18 protein-coding genes are annotated in these 25,514 nt (G+C 56.6%); 5 read left to right on the forward strand and 13 right to left on the reverse strand.

Annotated features, from left to right (window positions below; all coding sequences use genetic code 11):
• Positions 1 to 14 precede the first annotated feature (14 nt).
• The 3 genes from ACOBR2_RS21210 (at position 15) to ACOBR2_RS21220 (ending at position 5,386) form a co-directional block, all read left to right on the forward strand.
• Positions 15 to 1,529, forward strand: coding sequence for a methyltransferase domain-containing protein (locus ACOBR2_RS21210; RefSeq protein ID WP_420237744.1), 1,515 nt, complete (start codon positions 15 to 17; stop codon positions 1,527 to 1,529).
• Between the two features lie 170 nt (positions 1,530 to 1,699).
• On the forward strand, positions 1,700 to 2,335 hold the full coding sequence (locus ACOBR2_RS21215; protein WP_420240059.1) for a recombinase family protein: 636 nt from the start codon (positions 1,700 to 1,702) through the stop codon (positions 2,333 to 2,335).
• Between the two features lie 54 nt (positions 2,336 to 2,389).
• Complete coding sequence (locus ACOBR2_RS21220) at positions 2,390 to 5,386, forward strand: Tn3 family transposase (protein ID WP_420237746.1); 2,997 nt, start codon at positions 2,390 to 2,392, stop codon at positions 5,384 to 5,386.
• Positions 5,387 to 5,392: 6 nt separating this feature from the next.
• Here ACOBR2_RS21220 and ACOBR2_RS21225 read toward each other — a convergent pair whose 3' ends face one another.
• The 6 genes from ACOBR2_RS21225 to ACOBR2_RS21250 form a co-directional block, all read right to left on the reverse strand.
• On the reverse strand, positions 5,393 to 6,160 hold the full coding sequence (locus ACOBR2_RS21225) for a glycosyl hydrolase 53 family protein (protein WP_420240129.1): 768 nt from the start codon (positions 6,158 to 6,160) through the stop codon (positions 5,393 to 5,395).
• Between the two features lie 164 nt (positions 6,161 to 6,324).
• On the reverse strand, positions 6,325 to 7,452 hold the full coding sequence (locus tag ACOBR2_RS21230; protein WP_420240130.1) for an endo-1,4-beta-xylanase: 1,128 nt from the start codon (positions 7,450 to 7,452) through the stop codon (positions 6,325 to 6,327).
• Positions 7,453 to 7,574: 122 nt separating this feature from the next.
• Positions 7,575 to 8,804: a type II toxin-antitoxin system HipA family toxin gene (locus ACOBR2_RS21235; protein ID WP_420240134.1), complete on the reverse strand. Its 1,230-nt coding sequence runs from the start codon at positions 8,802 to 8,804 to the stop codon at positions 7,575 to 7,577.
• Positions 8,776 to 9,087 carry a helix-turn-helix domain-containing protein gene (locus ACOBR2_RS21240; protein ID WP_420240131.1) on the reverse strand — a complete coding sequence of 104 codons (312 nt, stop codon included), beginning with the start codon at positions 9,085 to 9,087 and terminating at the stop codon, positions 8,776 to 8,778. The genes ACOBR2_RS21235 and ACOBR2_RS21240 overlap by 29 nt, the downstream gene beginning before the upstream one ends.
• 111 nt (positions 9,088 to 9,198) lie before the next feature.
• Positions 9,199 to 10,317 (reverse strand): hypothetical protein, encoded by a 1,119-nt coding sequence (locus ACOBR2_RS21245; protein WP_420240132.1) that lies wholly within the window; start codon positions 10,315 to 10,317, stop codon positions 9,199 to 9,201.
• A gap of 3 nt (positions 10,318 to 10,320) precedes the next feature.
• The gene (locus tag ACOBR2_RS21250) at positions 10,321 to 13,047 is read right to left on the reverse strand and encodes a DEAD/DEAH box helicase (RefSeq protein WP_420240056.1); all 2,727 of its coding nucleotides are present in this window, start codon (positions 13,045 to 13,047) and stop codon (positions 10,321 to 10,323) included.
• A gap of 72 nt (positions 13,048 to 13,119) precedes the next feature.
• Between ACOBR2_RS21250 and ACOBR2_RS21255 the strand changes: the two genes are divergently transcribed.
• Positions 13,120 to 14,130: a PDDEXK nuclease domain-containing protein gene (locus ACOBR2_RS21255; protein ID WP_420240135.1), complete on the forward strand. Its 1,011-nt coding sequence runs from the start codon at positions 13,120 to 13,122 to the stop codon at positions 14,128 to 14,130.
• Here the strand turns inward: ACOBR2_RS21255 and ACOBR2_RS21260 are convergent.
• Complete coding sequence (locus tag ACOBR2_RS21260; protein WP_420240057.1) at positions 14,107 to 14,655, reverse strand: recombinase family protein; 549 nt, start codon at positions 14,653 to 14,655, stop codon at positions 14,107 to 14,109. The genes ACOBR2_RS21255 and ACOBR2_RS21260 overlap by 24 nt on opposite strands.
• A 619-nt stretch (positions 14,656 to 15,274) precedes the next feature.
• Between ACOBR2_RS21260 and ACOBR2_RS21265 the strand changes: the two genes are divergently transcribed.
• Entirely contained in the window at positions 15,275 to 17,656 is a 2,382-nt protein-coding gene (locus ACOBR2_RS21265) for an RHS repeat-associated core domain-containing protein (protein ID WP_420240058.1), read from the forward strand.
• A gap of 715 nt (positions 17,657 to 18,371) precedes the next feature.
• Here ACOBR2_RS21265 and ACOBR2_RS21270 read toward each other — a convergent pair.
• The 6 genes from ACOBR2_RS21270 to ACOBR2_RS21295 all read right to left on the reverse strand — a co-directional run bounded on the left by ACOBR2_RS21270 (position 18,372) and on the right by ACOBR2_RS21295 (position 25,268).
• Complete coding sequence (locus ACOBR2_RS21270; RefSeq protein ID WP_420237746.1) at positions 18,372 to 21,368, reverse strand: Tn3 family transposase; 2,997 nt, start codon at positions 21,366 to 21,368, stop codon at positions 18,372 to 18,374.
• A gap of 54 nt (positions 21,369 to 21,422) precedes the next feature.
• On the reverse strand, positions 21,423 to 22,058 hold the full coding sequence (locus ACOBR2_RS21275; protein ID WP_420240059.1) for a recombinase family protein: 636 nt from the start codon (positions 22,056 to 22,058) through the stop codon (positions 21,423 to 21,425).
• 170 nt (positions 22,059 to 22,228) lie between these two features.
• Positions 22,229 to 23,743, reverse strand: coding sequence for a methyltransferase domain-containing protein (locus tag ACOBR2_RS21280; RefSeq protein ID WP_420237744.1), 1,515 nt, complete (start codon positions 23,741 to 23,743; stop codon positions 22,229 to 22,231).
• A gap of 14 nt (positions 23,744 to 23,757) precedes the next feature.
• Positions 23,758 to 24,408 (reverse strand): PadR family transcriptional regulator, encoded by a 651-nt coding sequence (locus ACOBR2_RS21285; RefSeq protein ID WP_420237743.1) that lies wholly within the window; start codon positions 24,406 to 24,408, stop codon positions 23,758 to 23,760.
• A 310-nt stretch (positions 24,409 to 24,718) separates the two neighbouring features.
• The gene (locus ACOBR2_RS21290; protein ID WP_420240060.1) at positions 24,719 to 24,862 is read right to left on the reverse strand and encodes a helix-turn-helix domain-containing protein; all 144 of its coding nucleotides are present in this window, start codon (positions 24,860 to 24,862) and stop codon (positions 24,719 to 24,721) included.
• Positions 24,846 to 25,268 carry a recombinase family protein gene (locus tag ACOBR2_RS21295; RefSeq protein ID WP_420240061.1) on the reverse strand — a complete coding sequence of 141 codons (423 nt, stop codon included), beginning with the start codon at positions 25,266 to 25,268 and terminating at the stop codon, positions 24,846 to 24,848. Before ACOBR2_RS21295 ends, ACOBR2_RS21290 begins: the two co-directional genes overlap by 17 nt.
• Between the last annotated feature and the right edge of the window lie 246 nt (positions 25,269 to 25,514).

A 25,514-nucleotide genomic window follows, 5' to 3' on the forward strand; every position in this document is an offset into this window, starting at 1 on the left:
AGGAGAACCGCAAGATGCCTTCCACCATTCGTTCTGACCGCTCCTCTCAGATTGTTGCCTGGGCCGTCGTCAGCCTCTTCATTGCCGGCAATTTTCTCTCCGTGGTGGGCGCGTGGACCGGCCCGATCACGGGCGTCTGGTTTGTCGGTACGCAGAAGCCGCGCCGGGGTTTTCTCTGGCTGCTCGCAATCACCTTCTTTCCTGGTCTCGTCGTCAACTGGCGCAAATTTCCACTCAACGCTCCGGAGCAAGCAATGGGCTACTTGGTATTGGCCTTGCTAACGGCCGTGCTGGCCATTTTACCCCTGACCTTTCACCGGCTGGTCAGTCCCCGTCTGGCGGGATTTTTCTCCACGCTGCCGTTTCCGCTGGCGACGGTTGCCATCCCCGCGCTTGTTGTCGCACTGCACGCTGGCGTGGTTCCACAGGCCGGACCGAAGACGGTTCTTATAGCTTGGTTTGCAGCCACGCTAGTATGGATGTGGAACCGCGAATCGCGCGCCACGACCGCCTTCCTCGGCGCAGGCTTCGTTCTTGCCATGGCCCTCGAACTGATCGGTCGCTTCACCGGCGTCGCGCTGCCCATGGCCTTCCGAAACAGTACAATCGCCGGTTACGCCTGCTTCGGAGGCGCGTTGTTCCTAGCCGTTTGGGCGCTCTTTCATCCCCTCCCCGAACGCAGTTGGGCTGATCGGCGCGAGGCTGTTGCTCGACTGCAAAGCCCCTTTACCGGAGAGACATTGCAAGTGGCCGGCGAACCGGGGGATGAGGCGTTGGTCAGTAATGCAGGCGAAAGCTTCCCGGTACTGAGCGGCATTCCGAGATTTCTCAAGCCACAAGATCTTACCGGCGACAACGGCAAATACAACCACCTATACGAACTCATCGGCGGATTCTACAACGACATTCAGCGCGTATATAGTCCGCTCAAAGGATTCGACCTGGAGGATTATTTTCTCAGTTACATGCGTCTGCTGGAGGTCAAGCCCGGCGATTCGGTGCTGGAGACTTCGGTGGGCACCGGACTCAACTTCAAATATCTGCCCCACGGGGTCAAACTCTCCGGCCTCGATCTGTCGCCCGAGATGCTGGCAAACTGCCAAGTCAATCTGCGCCGCTGGGGGATGGATGCTGATCTTTTCCTCGGCAATGCTGAGACGCTTCCCTTTGTAGATGCCAGCTTCGATGTGGTGTTTCATGTTGGCGGCATTAACTTCTTCAACGACCGCGCCCAAGCCATCCGAGAGATGATTCGCGTCGCCAAGCCAGGAAGTCTCCTGCTCATCGCCGATGAATCCGAAAAGCATGTAAAGGAAGTTTATGAAAAAGGGCTCGGTAGCTTTTACAAGAACCGCAAGGAACCGGTCAGCGCTCCCATTAGTCTTGTGCCGCCCGAGATGCAAGAAGTGCACCTCGAATCGCTGAAGAACGGCATGTTCTACGCGCTGACCTTTCGAAAACCCAGAGAGGGCGATTCGGGAGATGCTGCGTTGGAAGTGGATAAGGTCGACTGTTCGTGTGGGGTGTGATCGTTGTGCAGAAATTTTCCGCTGTTATTCAGAGAACAGCTTCCCAAGCCTGCCAGAGGCCAAGAAGGATAGCCAAATTGCCGATGGCCAAATAGATATGGCTTTCGTGCTTCTTGGCCTCATGGTTTAGAGTTGGTCAATTGATGTATACCCAACTTGGCCAAGCTCCTATGAGAATCGCTCGCCTCTACCTGCGCGTCAGCACCGACGAGCAGGATCTCACTCGTCAATCAGACATCGTGGAAAGCACCCGTGCGGCTGGTTACTATGTCGCCGGAGTCTACCGCGAGAAGGCCTCGGGTGCTCGCGCCGACCGACCAGAACTGCTGCGCATGATCGCCGACCTGCAACCCGGCGAGGTGGTCGTCGCCGAGAAGATCGACCGGATAAGCCGACTGCCTCTGGCCGAGGCCGAACAGCTCGTGAGCAGGATCAGGGGCACAGGAGCGAAGCTGGCGGTGCCGGGGTTGGTCGATCTCTCCGACATTGCGGCCGATGCCGATGGTGTCGCAAAAATCGTTCTGGAGACTGTTCAGGATCTGCTTTTGAAGCTGGCCTTGCAAATGGCCCGCGAAGACTATGAGATCCGCCGCGAACGGCAACGTCAGGGCGTCCAGCTTGCCAAAGCGGCAGGCAAATACGCCGGTCGCGTGCCAGATACTGCGGCCCACCAACGCATTGTTGCGCTTCGCAGCAGGGGCCAAACCATCAAGCGAACAGTCGAGTTGACTGGGTGCAGCGCCAGTCAGGTCAAACGCATATGGGCGATGCATCTGGCGAACTCCAAAGTTGTTGGTGGTGCGTAGGGAGTGATGTCCTCTTGTTGAATCTAAGAGTTCCCGACAAGGAAGGAAAGAACGATGCCCGTCGGTTTCCTCTCAGCAGAACAGCGCGAGAACTACGGTCGTTATACCGGAGTGCCGTCGTCTCAAGACCTCGCCCGCTACTTCCATCTGGACGATGCCGACCATGCTCGGATCGCAAAAAAGCGCGGTGACCACAATCGGCTCGGTTTCGCCGTACAACTAAGCACGGTGCGTTACCTCGGCATCTTCCTGGACGATCCGATGACAGTGCCGGGCGCAGTACTGCACACGCTGGTCAAGCAATTACACCTCGATCCTATGAATGGCACATCAGCCTACAGCACAGGTGAGCAACGCTGGCTACATGCGGCGGAGATTCGAGAGTCTTACGGATACGTTGAGATTACCGAGCAGCGTGCGGCATTTCGCCTTACCCGCTGGCTCTATGCACTCTGCTGGACTGGTACCGACCGGCCAAGCGTGCTATTCGAGCGAGCAATCACCTGGTTGGTGATGCATAAGGTGCTGCTGCCCGGTTGTAGCACCTTGGAACGCTACATAGCGCGATTGCGAAGCCGGGTAGAGGAAAGACTGTGGCGCTCGCTTGCCAGCGGCGTTGGCTTTGAACAACAGAAGAGGCTGGAGAATCTGCTGGTCGTGCCTGCAGGTACTCGCAGTTCACAACTTGATCGCCTGCGCGCTGGCCCTTTGACGGTCAGTGGTCCATCGCTGGTCAAGGCTCTCCTGCGACTGCGTGCGGTGCGTGACTTGGGCATCGTGCTGCCGTCAGTAGCGCGGATACCAGCGATCCGAATGGCAGCATTGGCGCGGTTCGCAGGAGCTGCCAAGGTCAGCGCAGTGCTTCGTTTGCCGAATCAACGCCGCTTGGCCACTCTGGTCGCCTTCGTGTATTGTCTCGAAGCCACGGCACAGGACGACGCATTGGAAGTACTGGAAGCTCTGCTGCGTGACTTGTTCGGCGATGCCATCAAGGCCGACAAGAAAGCACGCCTGCGCACACTGAAAGATTTGGATCAAGCCGCAGCTACGCTGGCTTGTGCCTGCGAGATGATGCTCGACCCCAACTTGCCGGATACCGAGGTGCGCGCCAAGTTGTTTGAGAAGATTCCACGCGACACACTTACCCTGGCACTTCACGGGGTGAACACCCTGATCCGGCCCGCCGACGATGTTTATTACCGGGAGCTGGATGCCAAGTACAGAACGGTGCGCCGTTATCTGCCAACCCTGCTCGAACACATGCACTTTGACGCGAACGTCGCGGGCAGACCGGTAGCCGCCGCCATCGATTGGCTACATGCCAATATCGCAGTGAAAAAGCCGGACTCGGACGCCCCGCTCGAAGTTGTGCGCAAGCCCTGGCAGCGACATGTTCTGCGCGAAGACGGAAGTATTGACTTCCATGCCTATACATTCTGTGTGCTGGACGAATTGCAGACCGCGCTCAAGCGGCGCGACGTATTCGTGCCACAGAGCTGGCGCTTTGCCGATCCCCGCGCCGGCCTGCTCGACGGCGCTGAATGGGAGGCCACTCGGCCGATCATATGCCGGACCTTGGGACTGACGGCAGACCCCACACCGACACTGAATGCCTTGTCCGCTGAGCTGGACCGCACCTATCGTGTCGTGGCAGCCAGACTGCCGGACAATCCAGCAGTACGCTTCGAAACAGTCGGAGATAAGAACGAACTGATACTCAGTCCCTTCGATAAGCTGGACGAGCCCGCTTCATTAATTGAGTTACGCAACAAAGTGGCCAGCATGTTGCCCCGTGTCGATCTGCCGGAATTGATTCTGGAGATTGCCGCGCGGACCGGCTTTACGGATGCCTTCACCCATATCTCGGAGCGCACGGCACGGGCAACCGACCTGCACATCAGCCTCTGCGCGGTGTTGATGGCGGAAGCCTGCAATACAGGGATCGAGCCGCTGATTCGTGGCGATGTGCCGGCGCTTCAGCGCGACCGTCTGTCTTGGGTAGACCAAAACTACATCCGCGACGACACACTGACGGCAGCCAACGCCATGCTGGTAGCGGCGCAAAGCCGTCTTGCGTTGGCCAATCTGTGGGGCGGTGGAGAAGTCGCTTCTGCGGATGGCATGCGCTTCGTGGTTCCGGTGCGAACTGTACATGCCGGGCCCAACCCGAAATACTTCGGCATCGGCCGTGGCGTCACCTGGTACAACCTGATGTCGAATCAGTTTTCAGGACTGAACGACATAACAGTGCCCGGCACGCTACGCGATAGCCTGATCCTGTTGGCCGTGGTTCTGGAACAGCAGACCGAATTGCAACCCACGCAGATCATGACCGACACTGGCGCCTACAGCGACGTGGTGTTCGGTCTGTTCCGCCTGCTCGGCTACCGCTTCTGCCCGCGTCTGGCCGACGTTGGCGGCTCACGGTTCTGGAGGATAGATCAGAAGGCCGATTACGGTTCGCTCAACTCAGCCTCAGCGCATCACATCAGTTTGCAGAAAATTGCACCGCATTGGGACGATATGCTCCGTTTGGCTGGCTCGCTCAAACTCGGCCGGGTGCCAGCCACCGGCATCATGCGTACACTCCAGGTTGGCGACCGGCCTACCCGGCTGGCGCAGGCCATTGCAGAGTTCGGTCGTATCGATAAAACCCTGCACACGCTGACCTATATTGACGACGAAGCCAAGCGCAGAGCCACGTTGACTCAACTCAACCGCGGCGAAAGCCGTCACAGCGTTGCTCGTGCAGTCTTCCATGGCAAACGCGGCGAACTACGCCAGAATTATCGCGAAGGCCAGGAAGACCAACTGGGCGCACTTGGTCTGGTACTCAATATGATTGTGCTTTGGAACACCATCTACATCGAGGCCGCATTGAATCAACTGCGAGCGGATGGATGCCCCGTGAAGGACGAAGATGCCTGCCGTCTATCGCCACTGCAACACGAAAACATCAACATGCTGGGTAGGTATTCATTTTTGATGCCGGATGCCGTGGCCAAAGGAGAATTGCGGCCACTGCGCAATCCAGAGGACGCCAACTCGTGAAAATCCTTAACCCGGTTTTCCGTTCCACTGCGCCTCGAACCCCAAGTTGTCCACCACTGAAGTGTGAATCACCACCTTCGACGTCGGGCTCACTGCCTTCACCGCGCTATACCCGGCGTTAATCAATCCTGCCAACTGGGTTGGATTGCTCGTGCTGCCAATGGGCAAGAGCATGCCCGGATCAATCTCGTTGCCAATCTGCACATACTGCGGATAAATATTGTCAGCGGCAAGAGCCTGCATAAAGCCGGTCACGTAGCTGGAAACATCCGTCAACAGCTCGGCGTAGTTATCATTGGCCCAGGCTGCGGGCGGTGCCTGATGGCCGGGATCGGCCCAGGTATCGCTCAAATGAAAGTCAATCATGACCTGGAATCCCATCGCCGCCGCTTCCTGCGCCAGCGCGATGCTTCCGGCCTGATTCAGATTGCCGACGCCGAGCGTGCCAGCCACAATGGACGGATTCACAAAGGTGCGGATGCGGATCAGATTGACGCCATGATTCTTCAGGATCTGCAGGTCGGAAAGCTGCGTCTGCGTCTGGTCTTCCCACACGTATCCCATGGAGGCTAATTGCGTTGACCACCCGACATCGGCACCGCGAATGGCAAGCGAGCTGGTATCTGCCCCTGCCACGTATCCAGTTCCCGTGCTCGTGCTTGTGCTAGTACTCGTGCTGGAGCTGGCCACCGAGCTCGCGCTGTCTCCGCATCCAGACAACAGAAGAGCCGCAGCCAGAACCAGCATTTCTGCGGAGAAAAGCTGTTTTTGCATTGGCCGCATCGTACTGTTTTCCCCTTTTCACATGCCCTTTTCTGGTTCTGGAGCATGCTAGGAGACAAACATATCCCCTGTAATCCGTCCAAAGTCGGAGTGGCGCGCGATTTTCTGCGCACAAAGGACCGGTGCCGGATGGAAGCTGCTAATCAAGCCGTTTATTACTTGTGTGGCACCTCGCTGGCCACTTGCAGCACGGCATAAAAAGCCGGCTTCGGCTTATCTTCCCTGTCAAACAGCAGCGGATAGCTTGTACGGCCTTGAACGGGCCAATCATTGCGCCAGGAATCCGCATCGGCCACGCCCCATAGCGTGACGCGACTCATTACGTTCTTGTGCTTCAGATAGACCCTGAAAAGATTCGCATACTGTTCCGTCAATTTTTTCTGCACGGACTCGGGCAATCCATGGACGTATGGATTCAACTTGGGGTCTGATTCTACGTGGTAGGAAACATCGGCAGTAGTCGCCTGCGAAACACTGGGCAACACATCCAGATCTAACTCCGTGATAGCAATTTTCACGCCCAGAGCGGCGAAATCTTCAATGGTCTGCTCTTCAAGATTCATGGAAGGCCACGTCAAACTGTCGTGCCCCTGAATGCCAACCACCGCTATATGGATGCCGTTTGCCTGCAGCGTTTTGATCAACCTGAGTGCGCCCTGACGCTTGGCAGGATTTTCCAGATTGTAGTCGTTGTAGTTGAGTTCGGCCGCGGGGTCAGCTTCATGCGCCCACCTGTAGGCATAGATCAGATATTCCGGACCAATGATCTGCTTCCACTTCGATTCGCGCAGCGTGCCGTCGTCATTGAGTGCTTCATTGACCACATCCCAACTTTGAATGCGCCCCTTGTAGCGGCCCACGACGGTGAAGATGTGATCGTGCAGGCGCTGCAGCAGAGCCTCACGACTGATCGTTCCGCCCTGCTCATTCTGAAATACCCAAGATGGCGTTTGAGAATGCCAGACCAGTGTATGACCAAGAATGAACATATGATGACGCGTGCCAAAATCCACGTACTGATCGGCCAACTTGAAGTCGTAGCTGTTCGGCTGTGGGTGAACTTTCTCCCACTTGAGTACATTCTCCGGTGAGATTGCATTGAACTGTTCCACGGCAATCTGCGCGCCATGCACATCCGTTCCCGTGATCTGATTTGCATTGAGAGCCACTCCAATGTAGAAATCGCCGCGATAAGCGTCCTTGAGCGAAGTAGACTCCTGCGCAGGAATGGCCATGGCCGCTGCCAAAACTGAAGTAAGAATTACGAACTGCCGCTGCAACATAAATTCCTCCGCAATGAGAATACCCGCACGCTCCCGCATGTTGACAAGAGCTACACCAATTGGAGAGCCGCTCGCTTAGCAAGGCCGGCACGAACCGGTCCAGCGCGCAGCTGGATACTTGCTCAGGAAGACTGAAGCGAAAGAGCCGTGCCCTTCTCCCATTCCAGAAGAATGCGACCACCAATCTCCGCGAAGTCCGGATGCTCCTTCATGTAGGCGCGCATCTCTGCGGAAGTGCTATGGATTGCTTCCGCGATAAGTCTCAGAATGTTTTTTACCTGGGACGGAGTGCCCCCGGCGCGCGTTTCACCAAGCCGTTGAAGTTCCTTTGCAGAGGGCCATCGAGTGCTTCCGTTAAGCGTCAGCGCCATACTGTCTCTTGGCAAATAGACTGAGGTCGTCACAAGATCATAGACCGGAGCCAGGCGTGCTTCTCCGAGTACATCGTCGTAGACAATTCCAAAGTTCTTCAAATGCGCATCGCCATTGTGCAGTGCGCAGTTAAGAGCGATAAGCGTGAAGAGCTTTTCGAGGTCGGCATAGACATGCGGCGAATTTGCGAACTGCTGGAACCGCTTCAGAATAGAAGTTTCGTAACTGCCGCTGTATTTCTGATCGGTGCGTTTGGCATTGAGTACGCAGAAATCCTCAAAGCCGCGATACGTCCCATCAGGACGAAGATCGAAACGGTCAATAACCAGTGCATCCGCATCCTCAGCAAGCGCGAAATGGGGCACGTCAAGCCCGCATTTTGCGGCAACCTTCAGGCAAAAATACTCGTTCGCCGCCAGTTGCGGATATTCGTTCGGCTCCCAGAATTTCACGATATGCGTCGCACCCCGATAGCTTTGCGACAGCCGCGTCTCACTTCTATGGGGCGCGAAGGCCTTTTCATCCCGAACCAACACTTTGGGCTGGACACCGCTAATACCAGAGAAAGAGGCGAAGCGCTCGACGAGAGAACGAAACAGATCGCCACCGCGCCGCCGCGCCAGAATCTCATCAACAGACTGGAAAGGGACATCCTCCTCCAGCTTTTCTTTCTGTCCGGTGTAGCGTATGCGGCCGACCTGAGAACGGCCCACGATGCCCAGAAGATCAAAATCGTCGAAGGTGCCGGTGACTTTCGCAAAATCAAGCCGTAACCGCTCGCGCAGCACGCCTTCTGGAAGATTCATTTCGAAGATGGGAGCTAAACCAAAACGCACCTCCCACGACGCAAGGCGCGCCGGCATCGTGACTGAAACTGCTCGCGTGCCGATGGTTTCGGGCAGGTACAGGAAGGTGCTACCACGCTCGCCGGAACGGTCGAGCAAGCCAGCCTCAGCGCTGTCGGTCCAGATCTTGATCATCACGACCCTCTTCCATGAGTTCCTCCAGCGTGGGGCGACGTCCCGCTGCTTCCTGAATCTTCAGTTCCAGTCCGAGAACCGACAGGAGTCTGGCAATTTTGGAGAAGCCAAGCTCTCCGATGCGACCATTCTCCAGCGCGTCAAGGGTGGAATGCCCAATTTTTGCCTGTTTCGCAAGCGCGGCCTGGCTGAGGCCAAGCAACTTGCGCTGGACGGCGATCTGCTCGCCTATCGAGAATAGCGACAACATAAAACCTAATATACAAGGTAAAATTGATTTCAACTATCAATTAACCTAATATATAGGGCAGTTTAGTGGTATGTTTGACCACAAAAAGTTCCAGATTCAATCTGAACCCGCTGTAACCTTGTGGGCCCACGGCACTTCGATGGTTCAAAAGCGTACCGTTTGGGTCTTCCTTGTTGGCTTGGCTTTTTCTGCCACGACCGCGATCTTTTTCTTCTTTGTGGCAACGGAGCTCTTCCTGGTAGAGGTTGCGCGTTTTGCCGTGGAGTTTCCGGCAGCCTTCCTGGGCGCAGCCGTTTTGGCCGACTGGGATTTTGCAGGCGCCGCAACTGATTTCTTTTTCGCCGTGCCCTTCGCTGACGCGGCAGACACTTTCTTCCCCACGGCTTTTGCGGCCTTTTGCCGCGGCTTGGTTTTTGCGTTGGCAGGCTTCGATTTTTTCGCGGGCACAGCTTGCACCTGAGCGTCCTTGGTGCGAACAGTTTTGACGCGAACAGTTTTGGTACGAACGGTCTTGGCGCGAACTGTTTTGGTCGGCAGCGCGGAGTCAGGTTCAGCCATGTCCAGCCCGAAGAGTTTGGAGAGGTCTTCTCCATCGAGAATCTTAGCGGATGACGGTGTTTTCTTCGCGCTGGAAAGCGATTTGCCCGCGCTGGCCAGCAGTTCCTTCTCGTCCACTTCACGCAGACGGAAGAGCAGTTCCGGCTGCTGATCCAGACGAGCGCCGACGCCGTAGAGAACCGCCGCAATGTGTTTGCACATCTCCGCCCAGTCCGGGCAATTGCAGGCGAGTTCGATCTCTTTGGGAGACGGAAACAGTCCGCTCTGCTGCTGGCAGATGCGCTCCATCACGCCCTTGGAGAGCTTCCCTTGCAGCAGCTCAACCAGCGAATCGATGGAACCCGCGCAGTCCGTGCAGATCGACTGCCAGCGCGGCTGCGCAACCGGATGGACTTTGACTTCAACCTTGTAAATGATCGATCCACTGACAAGCGCCTTGATCTGCCCCGGAGCAATCTGAAGATCAAGCACCGAGCCGTTGCGCACATAGGTTCGTCCGCGGGGCAGGCGGTTTTCATAATCGCTGTAGGATTCAAGATTGTCGCACCATGCCTTGCCCCAAAAGGTTTTTGCTATGGCGCGGCCCTCGATGTTCACCGGAGAAACCTGCTGGCCTTTTTGGCGCAGGCTTTCCTGCTTGCGCAGTGCGTTGAGCCGACGCTCCGCCACCGACACATAGGGCGCCCAACTGAATCCACCGTACATTTCTTATGTCTCCTTGAGCGCCGCACTGAGGTCCAGCGCCACCATTCTGAGCAACTCGTCGTCCTTCATTTCGGTCAGCAGCAGGCCGGAGTCGCCTTCCAACATATCCTCAGCAACCTGCCGCTTGGACTCGATCATCTGATCGATCTTTTCTTCCACTGTACCCTTGCAGACGAACTTGTGTACCAGCACATTCTTCTTCTGGCCGATGCGGAAGGCGCGGTCGGTGGCCTGATTCTCCACCGCCGGATTCCACCAACGATCGAAGTGAATCACATGCGAGGCCGAGGTCAGATTCAGTCCGGTTCCGCCGGCTTTCAACGAAAGCACAAAAAAGCCCACGGTTTCGTCTTCCTGAAAGCGCCGCACGAGTTCCTTGCGGTTTTTCACCGGTGTTTCGCCATGCAGCACCAACCCCGGCCGCCCAAAGATGGAGCCCAGAAAAGATGCGAGCGGGGCCGTCATTTCGCGGAACTGGGTAAAGACCAGCACCTTTTCCTGGCGAGCCGCAATCACTTCGGCAATGTCGCGCAGCCGCGCCCATTTGCCACTGTCGGCCTCGCTCCAGGCATCATCGCCCAGCCATTGCGAGGGGTGATTGCAGATCTGCTTGAAGCGCATCAGGAATGACAGCACCAAGCCCTTGCGCTGCATTCCTTCGGCGGAGTTCAGCTGCTCCGCCAGGGCTGTAACCGTCTGCTCATAGAGCGCCGCCTGTTTGCGACTGAGCTGGCAGAAGGCCTTCACTTCGGTCTTGTCCGGCAGGTCGGCGATGACGGCTCTATCGGTCTTCAGCCTGCGCAGAATATACGGCCGCACCAACTCGCGCAGCGGCCCATAGGGATTGTGTTTGCGCTCGGCCAGGCGCTTGGTGTACTTGCTAAACTCCTTGGGCGAACCGAGCAGGCCGGGATTAATGAAGTCGAAGATGGACCATAGGTCGCCCAGGCGGTTTTCCACCGGCGTGCCGGTCAGCGCAAAACGCGAGCCTGCTTTCAGCTTTTTAGCGGCGCGGGTCTGCTTGGAGTTGGGATTCTTGATGGTCTGCGCTTCGTCGAGCACCGCCAGACGCCAGTTGGTTTCGGTAAGCCAGGGCAGGCGCAGCAGTGAGCCATAACTTGTAATCACCACATCCACGCCGGTCAGGGCTTCTGCCTGCATATTTTTCAGCTCTTCGCTGGAAGCCGCCGAGGTGTGCGCAATCTTCACCTTCAGGCTGGGCGCAAAGCGCTCCAACTCCGAGGCCCAGTTGGCCAGCAGCGAAGCCGGAACCACCAACAGGCTGGGCCTGCCGCTGGATTGCTGCTGGAGCACCAACAGCAGCGAAAGCACCTGAATGGTTTTGCCCAATCCCATATCGTCGGCCAGGCAAGCGCCCAGCCCCAGCTTGGCCAGCAGATAAAGCCAGCGCACGCCCACTTGCTGATAAGGTCGCAACGTTCCCTGCAGTGCGGTGCCGGGGTCAATCGCCTCCAGAGCCTCCGGCCGGCGCAGCGCCTTCAGGGTTTCAGCCAGCCAGTCGCCGGCCGTCACCTGCGCCCAATCGGCTTCCACCTCGGCGGCAACGTCGCCGGGCTCAATCTGCGCTCCGGCCAGCAGGCGCATGGCTTCGCCAAAGTTGAGGCCGTCGCGGGCGGCCGCGCGTTCCGCCGCACTGAAGCGGTCCATCACGCGGCTAAGCTGTTCGCGATCCACCTCAACCCAACGCCCGCGTACAAGCGCCAGCGCCTCGGTTCCGGCCAGCAGTTTGCGAATCTCAGCTGCCGTCAGCGTTTCACCGTCGAGCGTTACTTCCATTCGGAAATCGAGCAACGCATCCTGCCCCAGCAGCGAAGGCACCGAGCTGCCCACCTTGGCGGAAACCTTGGCGCGCGACGGACGATGAGCGGACCACGTGGCCGGCATGCGAATCACGATGCCCGCCTGCTCTAGCTGCGGGCAGTCGCGCAAAAATTGCGCAGCATCGGCCGGCGTCCAGCGCAAGGGATGAAAAATGTCGCCTGTATCGACCATCTCCTTCAGCCATGCGCAGCTTTCCGCAGCCCTTTGCACGGGAAGCAGCAGGGAGAGCAAACGATCGGCCGAGCCCTCATACTCACGCAGGGCCTGCCCCAGCGGAAGATGCTGCGCTTTGGAGTGGGCCGAGAGCCGTGCGGTGTAGGTGGCCAGAAAGGCAAAAGGTGATTCATCATCGCCGCGGTTTTCCGCCAGATGAAAGCAGACCCGGCCGACCAGATTCCAGGCCGGATTGCGCTGCCGCAGAAATGCCTGAATGCCGAACTCTGGCACTCCGCTGCTGGCTTCCGTGAACTCCGCCTGCAAGGCCTTGTCTGTCTCCAACCACAGCGCGCGTAAAACATCCGCAGTCAGATACTCGGCCCCGGTCATCAACGGCGCGACCATGGCCAAACCCTCCAACTCGGCATCCGCTGGCGGCGCAACCGGCGACATGTGGTGAGGGTCCGCCGCAGTGTCGGAGTGCGCATCGCGGTGTGCGCAAAGCGTGGTCACGTAGCGGGCGGCAAACTCCCGCCAATAGGAAAAGACGGCGGGCAGCGCCGTTCCCACCTCACCGGCACCAAGTTGCAGCAGTCCATGGCCGGTGCCGCGCGTGAATGACTCCCGCAGCCGTTGCACAAGCTGCGCGTCCAATGGAGTCGCGCCTTCTTCCTCTGCCAGAGAGAGGTGACCATGCGGAGTCAGAACAGGAGCAAGTTGAGCCGGATCCATAGATAGAAGCTATCAGCGTCATCCAGCAAAACTCAAAGAGGCTATTTTTTTTCAACCCCACGAAAAGGTTTAATTGGCCTCATTACAGCCGCTCGGCAACGGGCATTTCAGGCCGTCAATACCACGTTGATAGATCTCTACTGGCAGGTAGGCGAGTACATCAGTCGCAAGATCGAAACCGCCGAGTGGGGCGAAGGCGTGGTGCCACAACTGGCTCAATACATTGCCAAGACGCAGCCGGGGCAACGCGGTTTTACGCGATCCAACTTGTTCATAATGAAGCAGTTATATGAAACATACCACAGCGATGCAATTGTCGCGGCACTGCCACGACAATTGTCATGGACGCACAACCTCATCATCCTCGGCCAGAGCAAACGACCCGAGGAACGCGAATTTTATCTGCGGATGGCGATACGGGAGCGGTTGTCAAGCCGCCAGTTGGAGCGGCAGTTCAACCTTGCTCTCTTTGAGCACACCGTGCTCTCCCCGGTAAAAGTCTCACCGTCGGTGACAGAAATACACCCAGAGGCGGCGAGCATTTTCAAGGACGCCTACTCCGTCGAATTTCTCGGCTTGCCGCAGGAGCATACCGAAAACGACCTCCACCGTGGATTGCTCGACCACATGAAAGATTTCATGCTGGAGCTTGGCCGAGACTTCTGCTTTGTCGGTTCCGAGTATCCGTTGCAAGTGGGTACGCGAGACTTCGCGCTGGACCTGCTCTTCTTTCATCGCGGCCTTAACTGCCTGGTCGCTATGGAACTCAAGGTGACTCGGTTTGAACCGGAATATCTCGGCAAGTTGAGCTTCTACCTGGAGGCTCTCGACCGCGACGTGCGCAAGGCGCATGAACAGCCCTCCATCGGCGTACTGCTGTGCGCCAGCAAAGAGGATAAGGTCGTGGAATATGCCCTGAACCGTACGCTGTCTCCGGCGCTGATCGCCGAATATCAGACAATGCTTCCGGACAAGAAACTACTCCAAGGCAAGCTCAATGAGTTGTACAACCAGAATGCCAACGAAGAAGACGAGGGCATCCGCAAGCCCAAGGCCGTCTCACGCCGCAAGCGCCCGGTATAAGGTCTTCCGCCCGACTTTGAAGAGGTCGGCAACCTTCTGCCGGTCCTCGCCCTGGTCTATCAGCTTGCGGGCGTGGGCGATCTGCTGCGGGGTCAATTTCGGCTTACGTCCGAATTTCACGCCCCGGCGCTGCGCGGCCTTCACCCCGGCGCGGGTCCGTTCACTGATGAGGCTGCGCTCCAGCTCGGCCAGTACGCCAATCATCTGCCACATGGCCCGGCCTGTCGGCGTCTCGGTGTCGATCTGCTCGGTGAGGGAACGGAATTTGACGCCGCGCTCCTTGAGGTCGTCGAGCATGGCAATCAGGTCGCGCAAGCTGCGGCCCAGGCGGTCAAGTTTCCAGACGATGAGCGTGTCGCCGTCCTGCAATGACTTGAGGCAACGGAGCAGGGCAGGGCGCTTGGTCGTGGCTCCTGACAGGCCCTGGTCCTTGAAAAACGTCTTGCATCCGGCCCGCTTCAAGGCCGCGAGCTGCAAGGCTGTACTCTGGTCGTCAGTCGATACGCGGGCATAGCCGTATTTCATGGTTTAATTATGGCCTTGATATTTGACCCATGCAAGCCCTTGAAAACACGGCGCGGCGGTCGTGGGTCAAAACTTACCATTTGTGACCCAAAGCCAGCATGAATAAAACAAGGGAAAGAGATCAAGGAACACGCACAGAGCCTAAACGTTGGATTTGTACACCCAACAAAACACGCGATCTTGTACTTGAAATGCCCATACCTGATCTATCCCGGATCGCTCCTTGTCCATTCGTCCTTGCACGGCGTTGACTTATTGCATAAATAGTAAACTTGCATGGTTACCTGGACGTCCTTATGCCATTAACTATTGACAAGCACCAAGTCACCGGAGATACTTCCCAGACAAGAAATATTCTTGTTTTACTCCTGCGCATTCCCACCGCCTCGACGACGAACTGAACAGGGACCACCGCACCTCGCCGGTTTAACCGACGCACAAGGAGACTCTTTCATGACTAAGACAAAGTTTTTTTTGCGGTAAAGCTGTATCTGTCTGGATTTTCTTTTTTTTATTTGCTTTTCTCTGTGCTGTAGCGCAAGGGCAAAGCTCATCCGGCACAACAGTTACTTTACAGAGCAGCATTCATACGCGGGCTTCATCATCCACATGGGCACACATGAAAGCAGTGGGAAGTGCTCGGCAGTTTCACGCAGGTTCCTCGAAAGTTGAACGAACCTACGACGCGCAAGGACGGCTTACCAAGATCCTCGAGCCAGACCAAGACGGCAATCTGACCATCGAGACCGAATATACAAGGAATGCCCAAGGTACGCTGACACAGATTGTGCAGCACGGCCAAAAGGGCGATACGCCACGCATTCGTACTTTTACTTACGACAAGCTGAACCGTCTGATCTCTTCCTCAAGTCCAGAAAGCGGCGTGACCACCTACACCTACCGGCAGGACGGAAAGATCGTCACAAAAACCGATGCGCGCGGTATTATCACCAGTTACACATGGGACCAGAAGGGAAACCTGGTAGGAAAGCAGTATTCCAACGGTGATCCATCGGTCGTTTATGTCTATGACGACAAGACGGGAAAGCTTTCCGCGTCTTATCTCGACACGTCTAGCGGTCCTCGCGCAAAACGCACCTATTTTTACAATGACCAAGGAACATTGGATCATCTGATCCAGCAAGGAAAGAATAACTACCACGTTTCGCTCACGTACGATACCTCAGGACATACGAATGAAATTCACTATCCAGACGGGCGTGTCGTTCTTTTGCTCCGAGATGACAAAGGAAAACTCAGCTCGATTACAGATGAGGATGGAACGGTATATCTGTCCAAAGCGCAGTTCAGCGCATCAAACGCGTTGCAAAGCGCTCAATTGGGAAACAACCTGACAGTTGAAACCATCTTCAATCGCCAGGGAAATCTACGCAATCTTCGCGTTCTACGGTGGGGAGACCAGTTCGTTCTCGACAAGCATTTTTCCTACACAAAGGACGGAAGTATCGCCCGCCTCAAGGACGCGCTCAATCCTGCAAGTACCCTTGCCTATAGCTACGACAATCTGCTTCGCGTCTCTGGATATGCGGAACCCAAACGAGAGTTAAAGCACGGTTACAACTATGATGCCTTCGGCAATATCGATTTGAAGGACGACCTTCCATTCGCACAGACCTACGATGCCTCGAACCGCATCGGCGCTGATTCCGGCCTCACCTACGATCAGGCCGGTGAGATGACCTTCGACGGTTCACATCAGTACCAGTACGATGCCGAAGGGAGAATTTCTCAGGTCGACAACGGGGCCATCCGCTATGTTTACTCTGCAGAAGGAGATCGCCTCCAAAAGAGAATTGGCAAGGCCGTTACGGAAGAAGTGCGCTTAGGGAACGACCTTCTGGCAGAACGCGCCGCCAATGGCACCTGGACGGACTACCTGTACGCTGCGGGAAGGCGCATCGCGGCAATACGCGGAACTGGGGTAACCTATTACGTTGCCGATCCACTCGGTACCACACGAACAGAATTCTCTGCGTCAGGTGAAGTCATTGCCCAAAGCGATGTTTCTCCCTTTGGGCAAACCATTCATTCCTCTGCCGCTCAAGCGATTCCGTTCACAAACGGCGAGCAGTACGACCCTGAAACGGGCCTCAATAGCTACAAATACCGCAGCTATAATCCTGCGTTAGGCCGCTGGATGTCTCCCGATCCTTCCGGCGAACGCTACGCCAACTTGAAGAACCCACAAACACTTAACCTCTATACCTACGTCGCAAATAACCCCTTAAAGTATACGGACTTACTAGGTCTAATGCAGTGCGATAGCTGCGGAGATCAGCAAGGCGGAGATGGCGGTGGTGGCGGTGGTGGCGGTGATGGCGGTGGCGGTGATGGCGGTGGCGGTGATGGCGGTGGTGGAGATGGCGGTGGTGGAGATGGCGGTGGCGGAGATGGCGGTGGCGGAGATGGCGGATCATCTCCGGTAGTAGATAACCCCATTCCGCCAAATCCGAATGATCCGCCACCGCCTGGATATAACCCAATTGCACACGACCCAGATGGAAATATCATTTACCAGAACGCCAATGGTGACTATTACGTAGGTCTTCCCCAGAACATAGATAATGGTTCAAATAACGGATCTCTAGATTCATCAAATATCTTGCAATACACCGTAGCTAGCATCGCGGAACTTCTCGACTTCGGCGTAGCTTATGCAAACTGGGGAGATCCAAATGAACGATTTTTCGGAACTCATTACTGCGGTCCGGGTGGAGGAGGAGTCGAAGTAAACCAACTAGATCATTATTGCCATGTACACGATGACTGCTATGCACAAATAGGTGTAAAAGCGTCAGCAAACGTATCTCCGGGCAGTGTAACCTTAACTTCGGCGCAGGTAAATGGCTTGACCGCCTGTAATCAAGCGCTAGCGAATGGCGCTAAAAGTCTGATTGGGAAAATTGCGGGCGCAGACTACATCTACTACTGGATGATAGGAGATTTCAAATTCTTGTACCCAGGTACAGCTGCACAATAAGAGGAAACAACAAATGAAAAGTGTGATATTTGTCATCTCAAGCATGATGATGGTCGCATACGTGATGTATCGGGGTTTCACAACTTTCTTCATTCTCCCCTTGGTAGCGTCGCCATTTAGCCCCATTGGTATACGGTCTGTTCTGCTCACTCTGTTTGCGGCAGGTGTGACAGTGCTCAGCTTTACACGCTGGAAAAAGATCGCTACATGCCTAGCCGCTGTTATCGGTCTGGTTGCGCTTGGCTTATGGTTCCGTATCACACTGGTTGCGCCTGTGTGGACTCGAGACTACTTTATTGGGTTCGTTCTTCCGGAGGTTTGCTTTTCACTCGCGAGCCTCTGCAAGTGGTGGTCGGACTTACCCGACGGCTTGTACTCAGGAAGCCATCCCCGAGTTAAACCCGAATAGAACTTTCGCGATAGAGCACCGGCCTTTCAAAACGTGGCTCTACGAAAACGCCTGCCCGGATAGAGCACCGGCTTTCTAAGCCGGTGCTCTATTCCAGTTCCTTGCTCCCCTCAAAGTCCCAAGCCGATGTCATAGCTCTGTTCGATCTCCGGCGCGATCTCGTGTTGTGGCGTGACGGCCTGCTCCTGCTTCTGTTCTGGCTTCATCTCCGGTGCAAGCGCACTTTGGTGCGAGACCTCATGCCCCAGAGCGGCACCCAACTTGGGGTTCGAGGCGCAGTGGAACGGAAAACCGGGTTAAGGATTTTCACGAGTTGGCGTCCTCTGGATTGCGCAGTGGCCGCAATTCTCCTTTGGCCACGGCATCCGGCATCAAAAATGAATACCTACCCAGCATGTTGATGTTTTCGTGTTGCAGTGGCGATAGACGGCAGGCATCTTCGTCCTTCACGGGGCATCCATCCGCTCGCAGTTGATTCAATGCGGCCTCGATGTAGATGGTGTTCCAAAGCACAATCATATTGAGTACCAGACCAAGTGCGCCCAGTTGGTCTTCCTGGCCTTCGCGATAATTCTGGCGTAGTTCGCCGCGTTTGCCATGGAAGACTGCACGAGCAACGCTGTGACGGCTTTCGCCGCGGTTGAGTTGAGTCAACGTGGCTCTGCGCTTGGCTTCGTCGTCAATATAGGTCAGCGTGTGCAGGGTTTTATCGATACGACCGAACTCTGCAATGGCCTGCGCCAGCCGGGTAGGCCGGTCGCCAACCTGGAGTGTACGCATGATGCCGGTGGCTGGCACCCGGCCGAGTTTGAGCGAGCCAGCCAAACGGAGCATATCGTCCCAATGCGGTGCAATTTTCTGCAAACTGATGTGATGCGCTGAGGCTGAGTTGAGCGAACCGTAATCGGCCTTCTGATCTATCCTCCAGAACCGTGAGCCGCCAACGTCGGCCAGACGCGGGCAGAAGCGGTAGCCGAGCAGGCGGAACAGACCGAACACCACGTCGCTGTAGGCGCCAGTGTCGGTCATGATCTGCGTGGGTTGCAATTCGGTCTGCTGTTCCAGAACCACGGCCAACAGGATCAGGCTATCGCGTAGCGTGCCGGGCACTGTTATGTCGTTCAGTCCTGAAAACTGATTCGACATCAGGTTGTACCAGGTGACGCCACGGCCGATGCCGAAGTATTTCGGGTTGGGCCCGGCATGTACAGTTCGCACCGGAACCACGAAGCGCATGCCATCCGCAGAAGCGACTTCTCCACCGCCCCACAGATTGGCCAACGCAAGACGGCTTTGCGCCGCTACCAGCATGGCGTTGGCTGCCGTCAGTGTGTCGTCGCGGATGTAGTTTTGGTCTACCCAAGACAGACGGTCGCGCTGAAGCGCCGGCACATCGCCACGAATCAGCGGCTCGATCCCTGTATTGCAGGCTTCCGCCATCAACACCGCGCAGAGGCTGATGTGCAGGTCGGTTGCCCGTGCCGTGCGCTCCGAGATATGGGTGAAGGCATCCGTAAAGCCGGTCCGCGCGGCAATCTCCAGAATCAATTCCGGCAGATCGACACGGGGCAACATGCTGGCCACTTTGTTGCGTAACTCAATTAATGAAGCGGGCTCGTCCAGCTTATCGAAGGGACTGAGTATCAGTTCGTTCTTATCTCCGACTGTTTCGAAGCGTACTGCTGGATTGTCCGGCAGTCTGGCTGCCACGACACGATAGGTGCGGTCCAGCTCAGCGGACAAGGCATTCAGTGTCGGTGTGGGGTCTGCCGTCAGTCCCAAGGTCCGGCATATGATCGGCCGAGTGGCCTCCCATTCAGCGCCGTCGAGCAGGCCGGCGCGGGGATCGGCAAAGCGCCAGCTCTGTGGCACGAATACGTCGCGCCGCTTGAGCGCGGTCTGCAATTCGTCCAGCACACAGAATGTATAGGCATGGAAGTCAATACTTCCGTCTTCGCGCAGAACATGTCGCTGCCAGGGCTTGCGCACAACTTCGAGCGGGGCGTCCGAGTCCGGCTTTTTCACTGCGATATTGGCATGTAGCCAATCGATGGCGGCGGCTACCGGTCTGCCCGCGACGTTCGCGTCAAAGTGCATGTGTTCGAGCAGGGTTGGCAGATAACGGCGCACCGTTCTGTACTTGGCATCCAGCTCCCGGTAATAAACATCGTCGGCGGGCCGGATCAGGGTGTTCACCCCGTGAAGTGCCAGGGTAAGTGTGTCGCGTGGAATCTTCTCAAACAACTTGGCGCGCACCTCGGTATCCGGCAAGTTGGGGTCGAGCATCATCTCGCAGGCACAAGCCAGCGTAGCTGCGGCTTGATCCAAATCTTTCAGTGTGCGCAGGCGTGCTTTCTTGTCGGCCTTGATGGCATCGCCGAACAAGTCACGCAGCAGAGCTTCCAGTACTTCCAATGCGTCGTCCTGTGCCGTGGCTTCGAGACAATACACGAAGGCGACCAGAGTGGCCAAGCGGCGTTGATTCGGCAAACGAAGCACTGCGCTGACCTTGGCAGCTCCTGCGAACCGCGCCAATGCTGCCATTCGGATCGCTGGTATCCGCGCTACTGACGGCAGCACGATGCCCAAGTCACGCACCGCACGCAGTCGCAGGAGAGCCTTGACCAGCGATGGACCACTGACCGTCAAAGGGCCAGCGCGCAGGCGATCAAGTTGTGAACTGCGAGTACCTGCAGGCACGACCAGCAGATTCTCCAGCCTCTTCTGTTGTTCAAAGCCAACGCCGCTGGCAAGCGAGCGCCACAGTCTTTCCTCTACCCGGCTTCGCAATCGCGCTATGTAGCGTTCCAAGGTGCTACAACCGGGCAGCAGCACCTTATGCATCACCAACCAGGTGATTGCTCGCTCGAATAGCACGCTTGGCCGGTCGGTACCAGTCCAGCAGAGTGCATAGAGCCAGCGGGTAAGGCGAAATGCCGCACGCTGCTCGGTAATCTCAACGTATCCGTAAGACTCTCGAATCTCCGCCGCATGTAGCCAGCGTTGCTCACCTGTGCTGTAGGCTGATGTGCCATTCATAGGATCGAGGTGTAATTGCTTGACCAGCGTGTGCAGTACTGCGCCCGGCACTGTCATCGGATCGTCCAGGAAGATGCCGAGGTAACGCACCGTGCTTAGTTGTACGGCGAAACCGAGCCGATTGTGGTCACCGCGCTTTTTTGCGATCCGAGCATGGTCGGCATCGTCCAGATGGAAGTAGCGGGCGAGGTCTTGAGACGACGGCACTCCGGTATAACGACCGTAGTTCTCGCGCTGTTCTGCTGAGAGGAAACCGACGGGCATCGTTCTTTCCTTCCTTGTCGGGAACTCTTAGATTCAACAAGAGGACATCACTCCCTACGCACCACCAACAACTTTGGAGTTCGCCAGATGCATCGCCCATATGCGTTTGACCTGACTGGCGCTGCACCCAGTCAACTCGACTGTTCGCTTGATGGTTTGGCCCCTGCTGCGAAGCGCAACAATGCGTTGGTGGGCCGCAGTATCTGGCACGCGACCGGCGTATTTGCCTGCCGCTTTGGCAAGCTGGACGCCCTGACGTTGCCGTTCGCGGCGGATCTCATAGTCTTCGCGGGCCATTTGCAAGGCCAGCTTCAAAAGCAGATCCTGAACAGTCTCCAGAACGATTTTTGCGACACCATCGGCATCGGCCGCAATGTCGGAGAGATCGACCAACCCCGGCACCGCCAGCTTCGCTCCTGTGCCCCTGATCCTGCTCACGAGCTGTTCGGCCTCGGCCAGAGGCAGTCGGCTTATCCGGTCGATCTTCTCGGCGACGACCACCTCGCCGGGTTGCAGGTCGGCGATCATGCGCAGCAGTTCTGGTCGGTCGGCGCGAGCACCCGAGGCCTTCTCGCGGTAGACTCCGGCGACATAGTAACCAGCCGCACGGGTGCTTTCCACGATGTCTGATTGACGAGTGAGATCCTGCTCGTCGGTGCTGACGCGCAGGTAGAGGCGAGCGATTCTCATAGGAGCTTGGCCAAGTTGGGTATACATCAATTGACCAACTCTAAACCATGAGGCCAAGAAGCACGAAAGCCATATCTATTTGGCCATCGGCAATTTGGCTATCCTTCTTGGCCTCTGGCAGGCTTGGGAAGCTGTTCTCTGAATAACAGCGGAAAATTTCTGCACAACGATCACACCCCACACGAACAGTCGACCTTATCCACTTCCAACGCAGCATCTCCCGAATCGCCCTCTCTGGGTTTTCGAAAGGTCAGCGCGTAGAACATGCCGTTCTTCAGCGATTCGAGGTGCACTTCTTGCATCTCGGGCGGCACAAGACTAATGGGAGCGCTGACCGGTTCCTTGCGGTTCTTGTAAAAGCTACCGAGCCCTTTTTCATAAACTTCCTTTACATGCTTTTCGGATTCATCGGCGATGAGCAGGAGACTTCCTGGCTTGGCGACGCGAATCATCTCTCGGATGGCTTGGGCGCGGTCGTTGAAGAAGTTAATGCCGCCAACATGAAACACCACATCGAAGCTGGCATCTACAAAGGGAAGCGTCTCAGCATTGCCGAGGAAAAGATCAGCATCCATCCCCCAGCGGCGCAGATTGACTTGGCAGTTTGCCAGCATCTCGGGCGACAGATCGAGGCCGGAGAGTTTGACCCCGTGGGGCAGATATTTGAAGTTGAGTCCGGTGCCCACCGAAGTCTCCAGCACCGAATCGCCGGGCTTGACCTCCAGCAGACGCATGTAACTGAGAAAATAATCCTCCAGGTCGAATCCTTTGAGCGGACTATATACGCGCTGAATGTCGTTGTAGAATCCGCCGATGAGTTCGTATAGGTGGTTGTATTTGCCGTTGTCGCCGGTAAGATCTTGTGGCTTGAGAAATCTCGGAATGCCGCTCAGTACCGGGAAGCTTTCGCCTGCATTACTGACCAACGCCTCATCCCCCGGTTCGCCGGCCACTTGCAATGTCTCTCCGGTAAAGGGGCTTTGCAGTCGAGCAACAGCCTCGCGCCGATCAGCCCAACTGCGTTCGGGGAGGGGATGAAAGAGCGCCCAAACGGCTAGGAACAACGCGCCTCCGAAGCAGGCGTAACCGGCGATTGTACTGTTTCGGAAGGCCATGGGCAGCGCGACGCCGGTGAAGCGACCGATCAGTTCGAGGGCCATGGCAAGAACGAAGCCTGCGCCGAGGAAGGCGGTCGTGGCGCGCGATTCGCGGTTCCACATCCATACTAGCGTGGCTGCAAACCAAGCTATAAGAACCGTCTTCGGTCCGGCCTGTGGAACCACGCCAGCGTGCAGTGCGACAACAAGCGCGGGGATGGCAACCGTCGCCAGCGGAAACGGCAGCGTGGAGAAAAATCCCGCCAGACGGGGACTGACCAGCCGGTGAAAGGTCAGGGGTAAAATGGCCAGCACGGCCGTTAGCAAGGCCAATACCAAGTAGCCCATTGCTTGCTCCGGAGCGTTGAGTGGAAATTTGCGCCAGTTGACGACGAGACCAGGAAAGAAGGTGATTGCGAGCAGCCAGAGAAAACCCCGGCGCGGCTTCTGCGTACCGACAAACCAGACGCCCGTGATCGGGCCGGTCCACGCGCCCACCACGGAGAGAAAATTGCCGGCAATGAAGAGGCTGACGACGGCCCAGGCAACAATCTGAGAGGAGCGGTCAGAACGAATGGTGGAAGGCATCTTGCGGTTCTCCTTTAGTAAAGTGCGTGAGGCTTGTGCGTCCGGGGTGCAATTTTCACGAGTTGATCAGGACTCTTCGTGATCGTTTCTGTTTGCTGAGCGGGCGTAATTCCGACGGCTTCCATCGCAGTGAGTTGGGCAATCGCCGACTCGCCCCATTCGAGCGCGGCGCGGGTCATGGCCATGCCAAGGTTCAGGGTCAGCATCCAGTAGGGCAGGTGAGGGTTTTGCGATTGCTGCTGATTGGCGGCTTTCTCAATGTCTTCAAACATGGCCATCGACTGTTGGTTCCTGCGTTGCAATTCACGCACGTGCTCGAGTGCCACGCCTGGCGTCGCCTCACGGCCAAAAAACAACTTGAGCATGAATTCATTACGCGGTGGATCGTTCTGAAAGGGCTGAGACAGCCACTCGCGGAGACAGAGACGCCCAGTATCGGTCAGCGTATACTCCTGCCGTTGCTTGCCCGGGCCAGAGGTCGACTTGCTGGGCAGAATCAAGCCTTCTGCTGCCAACTGCTTCAGGGTCGGATAGATTTGCCCGTAGCTCTCACCCCAAAAACTGCCGAAGTTCTCTTCAATTGCCTTGTGAAGATCGTAACCAGATTTGTTGGGTTCGATAGAGAGCATGCCGAGGATGACATAGGCGGTTCTATTGTGCTTCATACATCTTCAAGATATATCTAACAGATATAAAGCTCAAGAAAATTCATTTTCTTATTGGGGAGTGGTCTCTCCGATCAGTGAGCTGCTTCAAATCGCGCCTTCAAAGCCGCCGAAATGAGATTGTCGGAGAGTTTGGCGTCGAAACGCATACAGCTACGCTGTCTGGGTTCTGAGCTTGCTTAACCCGGTTCTCCGTTCCACTGCGCCTCAAACCCCACCGGACAAGAAACTACTCCAAGGCAAGCTCAATGAGTTGTACAACCAGAATGCCAACGAAGAAGACGAGGGCATCCGCAAGCCCAAGGCCGTCTCACGCCGCAAGCGCCCGGTATAAGGTCTTCCGCCCGACTTTGAAGAGGTCGGCAACCTTCTGCCGGTCCTCGCCCTGGTCTATCAGCTTGCGGGCGTGGGCGATCTGCTGCGGGGTCAATTTCGGCTTACGTCCGAATTTCACGCCCCCGGCGCTGCGCGGCCTTCACCCCGGCGCGGGTCCGTTCACTGATGAGGCTGCGCTCCAGCTCGGCCAGTACGCCAATCATCTGCCACATGGCCCGGCCTGTCGGCGTCTCGGTGTCGATCTGCTCGGTGAGGGAACGGAATTTGACGCCGCGCTCCTTGAGGTCGTCGAGCATGGCAATCAGGTCGCGCAAGCTGCGGCCCAGGCGGTCAAGTTTCCAGACGATGAGCGTGTCGCCGTCCTGCAATGACTTGAGGCAACGGAGCAGGGCAGGGCGCTTGGTCGTGGCTCCTGACAGGCCCTGGTCCTTGAAAAACGTCTTGCATCCGGCCCGCTTCAAGGCCGCGAGCTGCAAGGCTGTACTCTGGTCGTCAGTCGATACGCGGGCATAGCCGTATTTCATGGTTTAATTATGGCCTTGATATTTGACCCATGCAAGCCCTTGAAAACACGGCGCGGCGGTCGTGGGTCAAAACTTACCATTTGTGACCCAAAGCCAGCATGAATAAAACAAGGGAAAGAGATCAAGGAACACGCACAGAGCCTAAACGTTGGATTTGTACACCCAACAAAACACGCGATCTTGTACTTGAAATGCCCATACCTGATCTATCCCGGATCGCTCCTTGTCCATTCGTCCTTGCACGGC

The organism is Telmatobacter bradus, assembly GCF_048629425.1.
Taxonomy (GTDB): domain Bacteria; phylum Acidobacteriota; class Terriglobia; order Terriglobales; family Acidobacteriaceae; genus Telmatobacter; species Telmatobacter bradus.